Below are 13,832 nucleotides of genomic sequence, written 5' to 3' on the forward strand. Positions count from 1 at the left end.
AGGCATCGCCATGAACACGCCGACCTCCTCCAGACCGTTTGCCCGTTCGCTCGACGACCGCATGATCGCTGGCGTCATGGGGGGCATCGCCCGGCGCTTCGGCTGGAACGCCACGCTGGTGCGGGCGGTGTTCGTGATCGTGTCGATCGCATCGGCCGCCTTCCCCGGCATCCTGGTGTACCTGTTGCTGTGGCTGTTGATGCCGAACGAGGCCTGAGGCCTTCCATGCCAGCGTGGTTGCGGCTGCTCGCGTTCGGCGCAGGCGTCGCCTGGACCCTGCCAAACACCTGCCTGGGGCTGCTGCTCGGCCTGGCGGGCCTGCTGCGCGGTGGGAACGTACAGCTCAGCCGGCGTGAGCGGGCCCTGGTGTTTGGCCGCTGGCCGTGGGGGCCAGGCGGTGCGATCACCTTCGGCAACACCGTCCTGCACACCGGCGAATCGCTGGATCTGCGGTGCCACACCTACGCGCATCGCGCAGGACGTTGCGAGGAACCGCAGGTGCGCCTGGGCGACCACGAGCGTGCGCACGTGCTGCAGTACATGGTGCTGGGACCGCTGTTCCTGCCGGTGTACCTGCTGTGCGGCGGTGTCAGCGTGCGCAACCGCTTTGAACGCGCCGCCGACCGCTACGCACTGACCGGTCGCGGCTGGTGGCCTGCGCGAATGGGTCGCTGAGGCCGCCGCAAACCCATTCGGCGCGCAGCGGCGGGAGGCTGCACCAAGCCGCGTGCAGGTGTCCTCAGCGTGGTAGGGCGCCGTGCAGGAACTGGTCCACCGAGTCGTCAATGAAGGCCAGCACGTCATCCACATCGGGATTGACCATGTAGCCGCAGGCGGTGCGGATGGTCAGGTCGCCGAACAGCATCATGAAGAACTGCGTGGCGGCCAGGTCGGTACTGGTGTGCAGCACCATGGCCCCGTCAGCAACCTGGCGTTCGAAGTAGCTGCCCAGGCGGCTGCGGATGGTGGCGATGGCGTGGTCGAAGAAGAAATCGCGCAGGTCGGGGAACGCACGGCCTTCGCCGATCACGATGCGGTTGACCAGGTAGGCGTCGCGGGTGGTCAGGCTCTGCGCGATCGAGCGGCCGGCCTTGCGCAGGGCGTCCTGAGGCGGCAGGTCGTCCAGTTCCAGCGCTTCGAGCTGGTTGGCCAGGTCCTGCAGGCGGCGTTCGACGATGGCGAACGCCAGGCCCTCCTTGTCGCCGAAGGCGCGGTACAGGGTGGCCAGCGAGCCGCCGGCGCGTGCGACGATTTCGCTCAGGCGCGCCTGCTGGTAGCCCTTTTCGGCGAAGACGTCGGTGGCCGCATCGAGGAATTTCTCCACGCGCAGTTCGCCACGGCGGCAGAGTTCCACGTTCCGCGACGCGCGGGCGCCGGGCATGGATGAGGTTTGCGCGGTATGGGGCATGGGGGATCCATCGGGAGTAACAGCTGCAATCAATTTAACAAGATTGCAGTCTTCGACATGTTGCGACGCGGGATGGCATGTTTCGTCAATCGCCCCACCTCCCGCCGACCAGGCCGTGATCGGCGAACGCCCGGGCCAGCAGGCCGATGCTTCCCGCGGTTGCGATGGGTTGGGGGTGACTTCGAGGGTGTGGAAACCCGCCCCATCACCAACACGCGCAGCCGCACCGTCCGCATGCGGTCTCCTTCGTCCTTTGATGAAAAGGATCGCGCGTGCTGTGGAACGGGACGACGCCGGCGTGCCCGCCGCCAAGGCGGACTGCTTCATGAGCTGAAGGCATGTGCAACTCACGGCCGGGCATCAGTCGCACGATTGCACGGAGCTGCGGCCAGCCTCAGAACCTCATGACATAAGGCTTTTCCCGCATGTAGGCGTGGGCGGTGATGTCGTTATGCGCCTGCACGCTAATCATTCCCGCTCCGCGCGCTTCGCTGGGCGGTGGCGTGGTCCTAGTGTCGACATCCAGGTCAGGACGGATAGCGACACCCCCCATGAGCAGCAACGGGACCCGCACGGTCCGCACCATCAGCTTTGAAGAAGCAGCCACGCTGCCGCGGCCCCAGCCGCCGGTGTTCGGTGACGTGGCGCAGGAGCGACAGCACCGCCAGCGCAAGCTGGTCGCTTCGTTCCGGTTGTTCGCGCAACTGGGTTACGACGAAGGCGTGATGGGCCACATCTCGGTGCGTGACCCGGAATTCCCGGACACGTTCTGGATGAATGCTTTCGCGGTGGACTTCTCGCTGATCACCCTCGACGACCTGGTCCGGGTGAATTATCTGGGCGAGCGCCTGGAAGGTAGCGGCTACGTCCATCCGGGCGGCGTGCCGCTGCACGCGGCGCTGCTGGCCCAGCGGCCGGAGCTGCAGTCGGCCGTCCACACCCATGCCCCCTACGGCAAGATCTGGTCGAGCAGCGGTCGGTTGATCCCGCCGATCTCCAACGAGGCCGCGGTGTTCTTCGAACGCCACGCGCTGTACGACAGTTTCGCGCTGGGCGAGGGCGAGAACGTCGGCAAGGCCCTGGGCGAACACGGCCGCGCGCTGATCATGCGCAACCACGGCGTGCTGACCGTGGGCCGTTCGATCGACGAAGCGGTGTACCTGTTCACCTCGTTGGAGAAAGTCTGCCGCGAGCAGCTGCACGCCCAGGCACTGGGTACGCCGACGCTGATCGACGAGGCGCGCGCACGCGGCACCGCGGCGCGCTTCGACAGTGGCTACGCCGGCTGGTTGAACTTCCAGCCGCTGTACCAGCGCATCACCGCGCAGCAGCCGGGCCTGGCCGCATGAGCCGCGCCCATCACGTGAACCGGTGTTGTCGACCCTGAGTCCAGCACCCGGCGCATGTGCGCCACGCCTCTTCTTTCGTCATCCCTGTGGCTCGCGCCAGGCGCGGCCCTTTCCCGGAACCTGTGCATGAATCGCTTTGCCTCCACGCTTGCTGTTGTTGCTGTCCGCCCGACATCCATCAAGGCCGCGCGCCGCCTGCGCACGCCGCTGGTCCACGCGCTGTGGATCGCACTGGCTGCCACCACCTTCAACGCCGCCGCCGAGGAGCCGGCCGCCAAGGACGACGCCACCGCGCTGCCGGAGGTGAAGATCACCGCCGAGCGTCGCGAGACCAAGCTGCAGAAGACGCCGATCACGGTCAACGTGCTCGATGACCAGACCCTGGCCAAGCGCGGCGTGGCCAAACTCTCCGACCTGGCCGGCCTGGCCGCTGGCGTCAACATTCCCAGCCAGTGGCCGAACACGCAGAGCGTCTTCATCCGCGGCATCGGTTCCTCGCGGCCGATCGGCAATCCGTCGGTGGGCTGGTATCTGGATGACGTGTACGTGCCGCGCTCGTTCGGCAGCAGCTTCATCGGCAGCCTGCCGGACATCGAGCGCATCGAAGTGCTGCACGGCCCGCAGGGCACGCTGTACGGCCAGAACACCAGCTCCGGCGCACTCAAGCTGATCACCCGCCAGCCGACCCAGGACTTCAACGCCTGGGTCAGCCTGGGCGCCGGCAACCAGGGCCAGATCGAATCGCGCGGCTACCTCAATGGCGCGCTCAAGCCCGACCTGCTCAGCGGCAGCCTGGCGGTGGCCACCAGCCATCTGGATGGCGATGTGCAAAACGAAACGCTGCACAAGACCGTCAACGGCTATGGCAACCAGCAGCTGCGCGGCATCCTCAAACTGACGCCGGAAAACGGCCTGATCGCCACGCTCACCGTCGATGGCCTGCACGGTGAGAGTTCCTTCAGCGGCAGCAGCTCGCCGTTGAACTACTCCGGTACCGGCCCGCGCAAGAATTTCTCCGACTACAGCCGGACCAACCAGACCTACGACAGCGGCGGGGTGTCGCTGAAGCTGGAAGGCGGCCTGACCGACACGTTGTCGTGGAAGTCGGTCAGCGCCTGGCGTGGCTTCGACGTGACCATCCCGTCGGATGATCCGTATCCGACCTACGTCTCCGGTTTCGACCAGGACCTGGAGCAGCGCCAGCTGTCGCAGGAATTCCAGCTGTTCGGCGATTACGACCGCTTCAACTTCATCACCGGCCTGATGTTGTGGCACGAGACCTTCGACATGGATCGGCTGAGCTGGAGCAACAACCGCTTCAGCATCATCGACAGTGCCAGCACCACCCGCAGCGTCGGCCTGTACGGGCAGGGCACCTATCACTTCACCGATGCGCTCGGCCTGACCGTGGGTCTGCGCCTGAACCGCGAATGGCGCGAGCTGGATAGCGCTGCCTATGCCAGCAACGCAGCGCGCGAGCGCGTCTCCCAGACGTATTCGGTCGAGGGACTCAAGCGCACCTATTCGGCGGCCACGCCGAAGGTGACCCTGGATTACCAGTGGTCGCCCAACCTGCTGAGCTACGCCACCATCGCCATCGGCGAGACGTCCGGCGGCTGGAATCCTGCCGCAGCCACGCTGGCCATCGCCGAAGTTCCGGTCGATCCGGAAAAGGTCACCAGTTACGAAATCGGCTTCAAGAGCACCACCTTCGATGGTCGCCTGCGCAACAACGTGGCGCTGTTCTACAACGACTACGAGAACTACCAGGCCTCGATCAACGATCCGGTCATCAACGGCCAGCCGGTGACCGGCGCGGTGATCGTCAACGCCGGCCAGGCCCATACCTACGGCGCCGAGCTGGAATCGGTGTTCCAAGCCACCAGTGGTCTGGACCTGCACCTCAACCTGGCCTATCTGATCGCGCGCTTCGACGAATTCCTCAATCCCACCGGCGCGGCCAGCACCGACTTCACCGGCACCGACATGCCGTACGCGCCGCGCTGGTCGGGCAGCGTCGGCGCCAACTACAAACGCGCGCTGGACAGCGGTGCGCAGCTGCGCACCAACCTGGACTACCGCGTCGAGGACACCTCCTACAGCGCTGTCAGCGCCACCCGCGAGTTCACCCGCTTCCCGGTCACGCGCTACCTGGATGCCGGCGTGTCGCTGACCACCGCTTCTGGTGCATGGACCTATTCGCTGACCGGCAAGAACCTGCTCAACACCACCTTCCAGCTGCCCGGCTCGTACGTCCCGGCGCTGGGCTATGAGTCGGCCACCTACAACCGGCGCCGGCAGCTGCTGCTGACCGTGCGCCACGACTTCCTCTAACGCTTTCCAGGAGATTCCCCATGGCACGTTCCGATCACCAGAAACTCCGCCTGGCCGCGTTCCTGTCCGGCATTGGCGCCCACGTCCAGGCCTGGCGTCACCCCGAGGCCAACGCCAGGAGCGCGGTCGATATCCAGGCCTTCATCGAGGCGGCCAGGATCGCCGAGGAAGGCAAGTTCGATTTCGGCTTCATCGCCGACTCGACCTTCATCACCCAGGATTCCACGCCGTATTTCCTGAGCCGCCTGGAGCCGATCACCGCGCTGGCCGCGGTCTCGGCGGTGACCACGCACCTGGGCCTGGCCGCGACGATGACGACCTCCTTCAGCGAGCCGTTCACCACCGCGCGCCAGCTGGCTTCGCTGGACGTGGTCAGCGGTGGGCGAGCGGCCTGGAACGCGGTGACCGGCGCGCTGGAAGGCCACGCCCGCAACCACGGCGGCGAGAAGCTCTACGAGCACGGCCTGCGCTATCGCATCGCCGACGAATACATCCAGGTGGTCAAGGGCTTGTGGGATTCGTGGGAGGACGATGCCTTCCTGCGCGACAAGGCCAGTGGCCAGTACGTGGACTTCGACAAGATGCACACGCTCAACCACAAGGGCGAGTTCTTCCAGGTGCAGGGTCCGCTGAACCTGGAACGCTCGCCGCAGGGACGGCCGGTGGTGTTCCAGGCCGGTGCCTCGGATGAAGGGCGCGACCTGGCCGCGCGCGAGGCCGATGCGATCTTCTCCGGCAACACCATCGAGAACGTCGCCCGCGCCAAGTCCTACTACCAGGACATCAAGCGCCGCGTAGTGGCCAACGGCCGTCCGGCCAGTGATGTGCTGATCTTCCCTTCGATCACCCCGATCATCGGCGCCACCGAGGAAGACGCGCTGCGCAAGCACCGCGAGGTGGCCGAGCTGCTGGACATCAACATCGCGGTCAAATACCTGAGCCGCTATTTCAGCTTCTTCGACTTCGGCCAGTTCCCGCTGGATGAGCCGCTGCCCGAGCTGGGCGACATCGGCAAGGACAGCTTCAAGTCCACCGCCGAGGAATACCTGCGCATCGCCCGCGAAGAAAAGCTCACCCTGCGCCAGCTGGCATTGCGCGCGGCCAGTCCGAGCCTGCAGTTCGTCGGCACCGCCGAGCAGATCGCCGATCGCCTGCAGCAGCTGTTCGAGGACGAGGTGGTGGATGGCTTCATCCTCTACGCCTACCTGCAGCCGCAGGGCCTGCGCGAATTCGTCGATGAAGTCGTGCCGATCCTGCAGCAGCGCGGCCTGTTCCGCACCGAGTACGAGGCCGACACGTTGCGCGGCAACCTGGGGATTTCCTATCCGGAAAACCGCAACACGCTGCAGCGCCGGAAGGTGGCATGAAGGCCATGCGCGCGCTGCTGCTGGTTGCACTCTCGGCGTTGCTGGCCGCCTGCGGTGGCGGTGATGGCGGCAAGCAGGAAACACCTAAGGTGATCCGCATCGGCGCGCCGGCCATCGCCGGCGATACCCAGGGGATCTGGGGCGTGATGGGCATCGCGCGCAGCAAGGGCTGGGTGCAGGAGGAGTTCGCCAAGGACCACATCAGCGTCGAATTCCCCGGCTTCAAGGGCGGCGGGCCGATGGTGGGCCAGGCGCTGGCCAACGGCCAGATCGACTTCGCCGGCAATGGCGACATGATCTCGCTGATCGGCAAGAGCTCGGGCATCAAGAGCCGCTTGATCCTGCCCAGTGGGCGATTGGAAAACGCCTATCTGCTGGTCAAGCCGGATTCGCCAATCCGGTCTATCGCTGACCTGCGCGGCAAGAAGGTCGCCTACTTCAAGGGCAATTACATCCAGCTGCAGGTGATCCGCATCCTGGCTGCCGCCGGCTTGAAGGAGAGCGACATCCACAACATCAGCCTGCTCGGTCCGCCGGCCGGCAATGCGCTGCTCAATGGCAGCGTCGATGCGGTGTTCGCCGGGTCCGAATCGCTGGCGCTGGTGGACAAGGGCCTGGCCCGGATCGCCTACAGCACGGTCGATGGTTCGGCGCGGTTGACCGCGCAGGCGGGCCTGTTGGTACGCGAGGACTTCGCCCGCGACCATCCCGATCTGGTCCAGCGCCTGGTCAACGTGCTGGTGCGCACTTCGCAGTGGGCCTCGGATGAGAAGAACCGCGAGGAAGTGCTGGCGATCCTGGCCCAGGGCGGGCGTTCGGAGGCTTCGCTGCGGCGCGACTACGGCGGCCGTCCGCTGGGCGATCGCTTCAATCCGCTGCTGGATCCCTTCTTCGTTGCCCAGTACCAGGACACCCAGCACCTGGTCCAGCAGCTGGGCCTGCTGCGTGGACCGCCGGCCGACATCAACCAGTGGTTCGATCGCCAGTACCTGGACACGGCGCTGAAGGCGCAGGGGTTGCAGGACGCGTTCGTGCCGCTGGATGCGCAAGGCAACCGGCCGCACTGATGGCTAGCGTGCTTTCGCCTGCGATCGCGCCACTGCGGCTCAAGGTCATGCCAAGCGGTGCGCTGGCGTGGCTGGTGCCGGGGCTCCTGCTGGTAGCGTGGTGGACAGGTAGTGCGCTGGGCTGGATCAGTTCGCAGACGTTGCCGCCGCCGGCGCGCGTGGGCGTCACGCTGGTGCAGCTGCTGACCACGGCCAGCGGCTGGGCGCAGATCGGAATCAGCCTGCAGCGGGTGTTCGGCGGCTTCGTGATCGGCGCCGGGCTGGGCCTGGTGCTGGGCCTGGCGATGGGGCTGTCGCGCGTCGTGCGTGAGCTGCTGTATCCCAGCTTCCGCGTGCTGGCTTCGATTCCGCTGCTGGGCTGGCTGCCGCTGCTGATGCTGTTCCTGGGGATCGGCGAAACGCTGAAGCTGGTGCTGATCGCCAAGGCCGCGCTGGTGCCGGTGACGCTCAATACCGCGCGCGGCATTGCCGAGGTGCCGCGCAGCCAGCGCGAGGTCGCCCAGCTCTACGGCTTCAGTCCGTTGCAACTGCTGCTGCGCGTCCTGCTACCGGCCGCGCTGCCGTCGATCTGGGCCGGCCTGCGCTATGGACTGACCAGCTGCTGGCTGGTGCTGGTGCTGGTGGAGCTGCTGGCTGCGTCTGAAGGCCTGGGCTATCTGATGTCCAACGGCCAGCAGCTGATGCAGATGGACGTGCTGCTGGCGGCGGTGATCATCGTCGGCGCGATCGGCTATGGCCTGGATCGCCTGCTTGAAGCCATCGAGCGTCACCTGCTGCGCTGGCGCCGCGAGGCCTTTGCGTGAGCGCGCGTGCCATCGTGCTCGGGCTGGTGCCGCCGGTGTTGGGACTGGTGGCGTGGATCGCGTTGGGCAATACCTCGGCTGCAGCCAGCCCGCTGTTCGTCTCGCCTGGGCAGGTGTTGCATGCACTGGCTGCGTCGGCCGCCGAGGGCCAGCTGTGGGCGGCCACCTCGGCCAGCCTGCTGCGGTACCTGACCGGGCTGGGCATCGGCGTGGCTGTCGGCCTGGCAGCGGGCTTGCTGCTGGGCCTGTCGCGTGTGGGACGCGTGCTATTGCAGCCGACCTTGCGCGTGCTGCAGCAGATTTCACTGTTCGCGTGGGTGCCGCTGGTCATGGCGTGGTTCGGCCTGGAGGAGACCAGCAAGATCGTCTTCATCGCGCTGGCGGCGTTCTTCCCGGTGCTGGTCAACACGCTGGAGGGTGTGCGTGGGGTGCCGGTGTCGCTGGTCGAAGTCGGGCGCATCTATGCCTTCAGCCGCCTGCAGCTGCTGTGGCGGGTGATCCTGCCGTCGGCCTTGCCGTCGGTGTTCTCTGGTGTGTTCCTGGCGCTGATCTATGCGTGGCTGGCCACGTTGGGCGCCGAGTACCTGCTCACGCAAGGGCAGGGCATCGGCAGCCTGCTGGTCGAAGGCCAGGACCAGTACCGCACCGACCAGGTGGTCGTCGGCCTGTTGCTGGTGTCGGCGATCAGCCTGCTGTTGAACTGGGCGGTCGATCGGCTGCAGGCACACCTGACCCGCTGGCGCGTTACCGCGTGAGCGCGCTCATGACCAAGGGTGATGTCGTCATGGGCGCGGTGCTGGCTGCGCAAGGCCCCGGTGCGGCTGCCGCGGCGTTCCCTGGGGCGCCAGGTGCGTGCGCCATTTTTGTCCCAAGCAATCCCGGTTTTCTCGATTCGGCCATGCGTCTTGCGTCGGTAGCGTGCAGGGCAGGCCTTCGGTGGCCCTTCTTTTCTGCGAGCGCTGCATGAGCACGACGTTTCAGTTCCAACCCAAGAATGCTGTCCAGGCACCACGTCAGGATGCGCCGGTCGCGAGCTTTCGCGGGCGCGTCTACGACAGCATCCTGGACACCATCGGCGCCACGCCGCTGGTGCGCTTCGATCGCCTGGCCGCCGAGGAAGGCGTGCGTGCGCACCTGGTCGGCAAGCTGGAATTCTTCAACCCGCTGGCTTCGGTCAAGGATCGCCTGGGCGCGGCGTTGATCGAGGCAGCCGAGCGCGAAGGGCGGCTCAAGCCCGGCTCGGTGATCATCGAGCCGACCTCGGGCAATACCGGCATTGGCCTGGCCTTCGTCGCCGCGGCCAAAGGCTATGCCCTGATCCTGTGCATGCCCGAGAGCATGTCGATCGAGCGCCGCAAGATGGTCCAGCATCTGGGTGCGCGGATCGAACTGACTCCGGCGGCCGAACGCATGTCCGGTGCGATCCGTCGCGCCAACGAACTGCAGGCGCAGATTCCCAATGCGGTGGTGCTGCAGCAGTTCGAGAATCCGGCCAATCCGGCCGCCCATCGCGCTACCACGGCCGAAGAGATCTGGCGTGACAGCGATGGCCAGGTCGACGCGTTCGTGGCCGGCGTCGGCACCGGCGGCACCATCACCGGCGTGGGCCAGGTGCTCAAGCGCTACAACCCGGCTGTGCAGATCGTCGCGGTCGAGCCGGAAGGCAGTGCGACGCTGTCTGGCGGCAAGGCGGGCCCGCACGCGATCCAGGGCATCGGCTCGGGGCATCTGTCGACGTTCCTGGATCGCAGCGTGATCGACGCGATCACCACGGTGTCCGATGCCGATGCACTGCGCATCGCGCGTCGCCTGGCGCGCCTGGAAGGCGTGCCGGTGGGCATCAGCGCCGGTGCCGCGCTGTGGGCGGCGATCCAGCTGGGCCGCCGCGAGGAAAGCGCCGGCAAGACCATCGTGGTGCTCATTCCCGATTTCGCCGAGCGCTACCTGTCCACCGAGTTGTTCGACGCCGTGGACGGCGACGCACCCTCGGTCACCTGAAGGAGGACCTGCAATGAGCCAATCACCACGCGTGTTGATGCTTCCCGGTCGCGGCGACTCGGGCGAGGAGCACTGGCAGAGCATCTGGCAACAGGAGCACCCAGATTTCCTGCGCGTGCGCCAGCGTGAGTGGAACAACCCGGAGCGTGAGGAATGGGTGGACGCGCTGGACGCGGTCATCCAGGCCCAGGCGCGGCCGGTGATTCTGGTGGCGCACTCGCTGGCGGTGATCACCGTGGCCCACTGGGCGGCGACCTATCGCGCGCCGGTGGTGGGTGCGCTGCTGGTTTCGCCCACCGATGTCGAGCGTCACGACTATCCGCCGGGCACGCGCAACTTCGCCCCGATCCCGCTGGCGCCGCTGCCGTTTCCCAGCATCGTGGTGGCCAGCGATGACGATCCGCGGGTCACGCCCGAACGCGCGGCGTTGTTCTCCCATCGCTGGGGATCGCTGCTGGCACGGCCGGGCGCATTCGGCCACCTTGGCACCGCGGCCAAATTGGGCAGCTGGGACTATGGCCAACGCCTGTTGGGCCAACTGCGCCAGCTGGAGGCCGCGTGATGGACACCGCGAGCGTGCCCACGGCCAGCGTGCTGGCTGGCCTGTCCGGCCCGGGCGAAAACCGGGCGTGGTCGTCGTTGCCGCAGGTCACCTCGTCCAAGCTGCTGGTGGTGGGGATCGGTGGCACCACGCGCGCTGGCTCCAGTACCGAGCGCGCCTTGGACCTGGCCCTGCGCGATTGTGCCGAACGCGGCCTGTCCACCCTGCGCCTGGGCGGTGAATTCCTGGCGGCGCTGCCGCACTACACGCCGGGCGTGCCGTTGACGGACGTGCAGCAGGGACTGATCGGCATCGTGCGGCGTGCCGATGCGGTGATCCTGGCATCGCCCAGCTATCACGGTGGCCTGTCCGGGCTGCTCAAGAACGCGCTGGACACGCTGGAAGAACTCAGCGGCGACGAACGCCCGTACCTGGATGGCCGCGCGGTGGGCTGCATCGTCACGGCCTACGGCTGGCAGGCGGGCGGCACCGTGTTGACCGGCCTGCGCGCCTCTGCCCATGCGTTGCGCGGCTGGCCCACGCCTTATGGCGCAGTGATCAACACACTGGAAACGCCCTTGCGCGATCCGCAGGTGCCGGCTTCGGTCGCCACCGCGCTTGGGCGGGTCAGCGAACAGGTCGGCGAGTTCGCGCGCCACTTCCATGCCGGTACCAGCCGCGTCCGGCAGGCGCCGGCCACCATTGCACCGCGCGTGGCGGTGGGCGCGTAATGGCCACCGTGCGGCCCGCGCTGCGGCTCGCCGAGTCGGTGGAAAACGTCACGCAACTGCCTGGCCCGCTGCTGCAGCTTGCCGGCGTGGGCAAGCGTTACGCCGGCCGCGGCGGACAACGGGTCGTGCTGGATGCAGTGGACCTGCAGATCCGGCAAGGCGAATTCGTCAGCATCATCGGTCCCAGCGGCTGTGGGAAATCCACCCTGCTGCGGCTGGTTGCCGGACTGGATGGCGAACACGACGGCACGATCAGCCTGGCCGGGCAGGCGGTGCGCGGCACCGGGCTGGAGCGTGGCCTGGTCTTCCAGGAACACCGGCTGCTGCCCTGGCTCACGGTGACGCGCAACATTGAACTGGGCCTGCTCAATGCCGGCATCAGCCGCGGCGAACGCCAGGCGCGCGTGCGCGAACACATCGCGCTGGTGCGCCTGGAAGGCTTCGAGGACGCCTATCCCCACCAGCTCTCCGGTGGCATGGCCCAGCGCGTGGCGATTGCGCGCGCGCTGGCCAACCGGCCACGCGTGTTGCTGCTGGACGAGCCGTTCGGCGCGCTGGATGCGATCACGCGCGCGCACCTGCAGCGCGAGTTGCTGCGGATCTGGGAGCAGCAGGGCATCACCATGCTGTTGGTCACCCACGACATGGACGAGGCCGCCTTCCTGAGCCAGCGCGTGGTGGTGATGGACACCGCACCGGGCCGGGTGAAGGACGTGGTGCCGATGAACCTGTCCTACCCGCGCGACCGGCACGACGAAGAATTCGCACGCGCGCGCAGGCGGCTGCAGGACGTGTTCGGACACACCCACGGCTGAGGCGTGGACCTGCGTCAGGCGACCTGCGCGGTCTCCAGGTCCTCGACCTGTGCGCGGATCTGTTCGAGCGTCAGCCCGGGCACCATGCCCTGGATGAAGGCCAGCGTGTAACCACGCAGGTAGGTGCCGCGCCGCACCGCCACGCTGGTGGTGATCGGCGCGATCAGCGTGCTGGTTTCCAGTGCGACCAGCTGCGGGTCCAGCGTCGCATCGTAGGAGCGCTCGGCGATGATGCCCACGCCCAGGCCCAGCTCCACGTAGGTCTTGATGACGTCAGAATCGGCCGCGGAAATGATGATGTCCGGCTTCAATCCCTGCATTGCGAAGGCCTGGTTGATGCGCATGCGGCCAACCATGCCTTCCTCGAAAGTGATCAGCGGAAAGCGCGCGATGTCGGCCAGCGCGGGGTAGGGCATGTCGAGCAGCGGATGGCCGCGCGGGACCACGAAGACATGCGACCACGAATACGCGGGGAAGCGCACCAGCTCAGGCACGTACGGCAGGCCTTCGGGCACCAGGCCGATATCGACCTGGCCGCCGCGCAGCAGCTCCACGATCTGTGGCGGCGCCGTCTGTTGCAGGGTCAGGCTCACCTGCGGGAACGCATCGCGGAACCGGAGCACCGCATCGGGCAGCCGGTATCGCACCTGCGCGTGGGTGGCGGCGATGGATAGCGTGCCGCGTGCCGGGCGACGGAAATCCTCCGAGGCATGCCGCAGGCTTTCGCGGTCCTGCAGCATGCGTTCGACGATGCGTGCGATCTCCTGGCCCGGCGCGGTGAGTCCGGTCAATCGCTTGCCGTGGCGCAGGAAGATCTCCACGCCAAGCTCTTCCTCCAGCTCGCGGATCTGCCGTGATACCGCCGACTGGGAGGTATGCAGGACATCGGCGGTTTCGGTCAGGTTGAAGCGATGGCCGATGGCCTCGCTCACGGCCTTGAGCTGCTGGAAATTCATGCTGAGGCCTCAATCTGTGTCCCGCGCCCAGTCCAACGCGTCGAATCCCGATCATGCCGCCGAACTGGTGGCTGCGTTATGGCGTTTGATGATGTCGATGCTGCCGGAACGTATATGGCGATCCATGCGATCGGCTCGCCTGCGGAACGTGGGGGAGGGCCACGGGCAACGCCGGGAGGCCTGTTCGCCATGCGTCGACGTGGCCGCCGCTTCCCACGGTGCGCGGTTTACCACTGTCTCGACCTGCCGACGACATGTTTGCCTTATCGCCATGTCTGGTGCTTGTGGATTTCTTGTGCCGATTGATCAAGCAAGAGGACATCGCCGCAGCGGCACTGGCGTTTTTTCTTCGTCGGCACATTTCAACTTGGATCGACACATGATGTCGCATCGGAACAATGTCGCAGCTTGGATATGACGATCCTCCACGGCAACATGTAAACAAGATATTTCTGGTTCAGGG

The 13,832-nt window shown here is 66.7% G+C and carries 14 protein-coding genes; 12 read left to right on the top strand and 2 right to left on the bottom strand.

Features of this window, described 5'->3' with window-relative positions:
- The first annotated feature begins 10 nt into the window (after nt 1-10).
- Nucleotides 11-217, top strand: coding sequence for a PspC domain-containing protein (locus O8I58_RS00885; protein ID WP_298319887.1), 207 nt, complete (start codon nt 11-13; stop codon nt 215-217).
- Nucleotides 218-225: 8 nt separating this feature from the next.
- Complete coding sequence (locus O8I58_RS00890) at nt 226-675, top strand: hypothetical protein (RefSeq protein ID WP_298319889.1); 450 nt, start codon at nt 226-228, stop codon at nt 673-675.
- A gap of 64 nt (nt 676-739) precedes the next feature.
- Here the strand turns inward: O8I58_RS00890 and O8I58_RS00895 are convergent, their stop codons facing one another.
- Entirely contained in the window at nt 740-1,408 is a 669-nt protein-coding gene (locus tag O8I58_RS00895; protein WP_298319891.1) for a TetR/AcrR family transcriptional regulator, read from the bottom strand.
- A 551-nt stretch (nt 1,409-1,959) separates the two neighbouring features.
- Here O8I58_RS00895 and O8I58_RS00900 point away from each other — a divergent pair.
- The 10 genes from O8I58_RS00900 (at nt 1,960) to O8I58_RS00945 (ending at nt 12,413) form a co-directional block, all read left to right on the top strand.
- Nucleotides 1,960-2,757, top strand: a complete 798-nt coding sequence (locus O8I58_RS00900) for a class II aldolase/adducin family protein (protein WP_298319893.1) — start codon at nt 1,960-1,962, stop codon at nt 2,755-2,757.
- Nucleotides 2,758-2,883: 126 nt separating this feature from the next.
- Nucleotides 2,884-5,091, top strand: a complete 2,208-nt coding sequence (locus O8I58_RS00905) for a TonB-dependent receptor (RefSeq protein ID WP_298319895.1) — start codon at nt 2,884-2,886, stop codon at nt 5,089-5,091.
- Between the two features lie 20 nt (nt 5,092-5,111).
- Nucleotides 5,112-6,458: an LLM class flavin-dependent oxidoreductase gene (locus tag O8I58_RS00910; RefSeq protein ID WP_298319897.1), complete on the top strand. Its 1,347-nt coding sequence runs from the start codon at nt 5,112-5,114 to the stop codon at nt 6,456-6,458.
- Nucleotides 6,455-7,525 (top strand): ABC transporter substrate-binding protein, encoded by a 1,071-nt coding sequence (locus tag O8I58_RS00915; protein ID WP_298319899.1) that lies wholly within the window; start codon nt 6,455-6,457, stop codon nt 7,523-7,525. Before O8I58_RS00910 ends, O8I58_RS00915 begins: the two co-directional genes overlap by 4 nt.
- Nucleotides 7,526-7,533: 8 nt before the next feature.
- Nucleotides 7,534-8,328 (top strand): ABC transporter permease, encoded by a 795-nt coding sequence (locus O8I58_RS00920; RefSeq protein ID WP_298319901.1) that lies wholly within the window; start codon nt 7,534-7,536, stop codon nt 8,326-8,328.
- The gene (locus O8I58_RS00925) at nt 8,325-9,083 is read left to right on the top strand and encodes an ABC transporter permease (RefSeq protein ID WP_298319903.1); all 759 of its coding nucleotides are present in this window, start codon (nt 8,325-8,327) and stop codon (nt 9,081-9,083) included. The genes O8I58_RS00920 and O8I58_RS00925 overlap by 4 nt, the downstream gene beginning before the upstream one ends.
- Before the next feature lie 208 nt (nt 9,084-9,291).
- On the top strand, nt 9,292-10,326 hold the full coding sequence (cysK, locus tag O8I58_RS00930) for a cysteine synthase A (protein ID WP_298319905.1): 1,035 nt from the start codon (nt 9,292-9,294) through the stop codon (nt 10,324-10,326).
- 13 nt (nt 10,327-10,339) lie between these two features.
- Nucleotides 10,340-10,888, top strand: a complete 549-nt coding sequence (locus O8I58_RS00935; RefSeq protein WP_298319907.1) for an RBBP9/YdeN family alpha/beta hydrolase — start codon at nt 10,340-10,342, stop codon at nt 10,886-10,888.
- Nucleotides 10,888-11,598, top strand: a complete 711-nt coding sequence (locus O8I58_RS00940) for an NADPH-dependent FMN reductase (protein WP_298319910.1) — start codon at nt 10,888-10,890, stop codon at nt 11,596-11,598. Before O8I58_RS00935 ends, O8I58_RS00940 begins: the two co-directional genes overlap by 1 nt.
- Complete coding sequence (locus O8I58_RS00945; protein WP_298319912.1) at nt 11,598-12,413, top strand: ABC transporter ATP-binding protein; 816 nt, start codon at nt 11,598-11,600, stop codon at nt 12,411-12,413. The genes O8I58_RS00940 and O8I58_RS00945 overlap by 1 nt, the downstream gene beginning before the upstream one ends.
- 14 nt (nt 12,414-12,427) lie before the next feature.
- On the opposite strand, the gene O8I58_RS00950 is transcribed toward O8I58_RS00945, so the two are convergent.
- Nucleotides 12,428-13,369: a LysR substrate-binding domain-containing protein gene (locus O8I58_RS00950; RefSeq protein WP_298319914.1), complete on the bottom strand. Its 942-nt coding sequence runs from the start codon at nt 13,367-13,369 to the stop codon at nt 12,428-12,430.
- Between the last annotated feature and the right edge of the window lie 463 nt (nt 13,370-13,832).

It is taken from the genome of Pseudoxanthomonas sp. (genome assembly GCF_027498035.1).
Lineage (GTDB): Bacteria > Pseudomonadota > Gammaproteobacteria > Xanthomonadales > Xanthomonadaceae > Pseudoxanthomonas_A.